This window comes from Pseudomonas sp. XP2 (genome assembly GCF_053557975.1).
In genome coordinates this window covers 118,570-119,997 of the sequence record NZ_JBNRIK010000012.1, presented here as the reverse complement: position 1 = coordinate 119,997, position 1,428 = coordinate 118,570, and the positions used below count along the sequence as shown (strand labels likewise).

Annotated in this window: 1 protein-coding gene; it reads left to right on the top strand. The window is 65.7% G+C overall.

Annotation, left to right across the window (positions count from 1 at the left end):
* Nucleotides 1–58: 58 nt before the first annotated feature.
* On the top strand, nt 59–1,428 hold a 1,370-nt coding region (locus tag ACK1VC_RS15095), incomplete at its 3' end, for a DOPA decarboxylase (protein WP_449117975.1).

Here is a 1,428-nt window from a genome sequence, read left to right as displayed (position 1 = left end):
GGGGTTTTACCCGCGAAGAGGCCAGTACAGGCAGTGGATTACCCACAGGAGAGCCCACGTGACCCCCGAACAATTCCGCCAGTACGGCCACCAACTGATCGACCTGATCGCCGACTACCGCCAGACCGTTGGCGAGCGCCCGGTCATGGCCCAGGTCGAGCCCGGCTACCTCAAGGCCGCCTTGCCCGACACCGCTCCCCGGCAAGGTGAACCCTTCGAAGCCATCCTCGACGACGTCAACCGGTTGGTCATGCCCGGCCTGTCCCATTGGCAGCATCCGGACTTCTACGGCTACTTCCCCTCCAACGGTACTCTGTCCTCGGTACTCGGCGACTTCCTCAGCACCGGCCTGGGTGTGCTAGGCCTGTCGTGGCAGTCCAGCCCCGCACTCAGCGAACTGGAGGAAACCACCCTCGACTGGCTGCGCCAGTTGCTCGGCCTGTCGGGCCAATGGAGCGGGGTGATCCAGGACACCGCCTCTACCAGCACCCTGGTGGCGCTGATCAGCGCCCGCGAGCGCGCCAGCGACTACGCACTGGTGCGCGGTGGCCTGCAAGCCCAGGCCAAACCCCTGATCGTCTACGTCAGCGCCCACGCCCACAGCTCGGTGGACAAGGCCGCGTTGCTGGCGGGTTTTGGTCGCGACAATATTCGCCTGATCCCCACCGACGAACGCTACGCCCTGCGCCCGCAGGCGCTGCAGGCAGCCATTGAGCAAGACCTGGCAGCGGGTAACCAGCCATGCGCCGTAGTGGCTACTACCGGTACCACCACCACCACTGCGCTGGACCCGTTGCGCCCGATTGGCGAGATCGCCCAGGCCCATGGCCTGTGGCTGCATGTGGATTCGGCCATGGCCGGTTCGGCGATGATCCTGCCCGAATGCCGCTGGATGTGGGACGGCATCGAGCTGGCCGATTCGGTAGTGGTCAATGCGCACAAGTGGCTGGGTGTGGCCTTTGACTGCTCGATCTACTACGTGCGTGATCCGCAGCACCTGATCCGGGTGATGAGCACCAACCCCAGCTACCTGCAATCGGCGGTGGATGGCGAGGTGAAAAACCTGCGTGACTGGGGCATCCCGCTGGGCCGCCGGTTCCGCGCGTTGAAGCTGTGGTTCATGTTGCGCAGCGAGGGTGTTGAAGCGTTGCAGGCGCGGTTGCGGCGTGACCTGGACAATGCCCGGTGGCTGGCGGAACAGGTTGGGGCTGCGGCGCACTGGGAAGTGCTGGCACCGGTGCAATTGCAGACCTTGTGCATTCGCCATCGGCCGGCGGGGCTGGAAGGGGAGGCGCTGGATGCGCATACCAAGGGGTGGGCCGAGCGGTTGAATGCCTCCGGGGATGCGTATGTGACGCCGGCGACGCTGGACGGACGATGGATGGTGCGGGTGTCGGTGGGGGCGCTGCCGACTGAGCGGGAGCATGT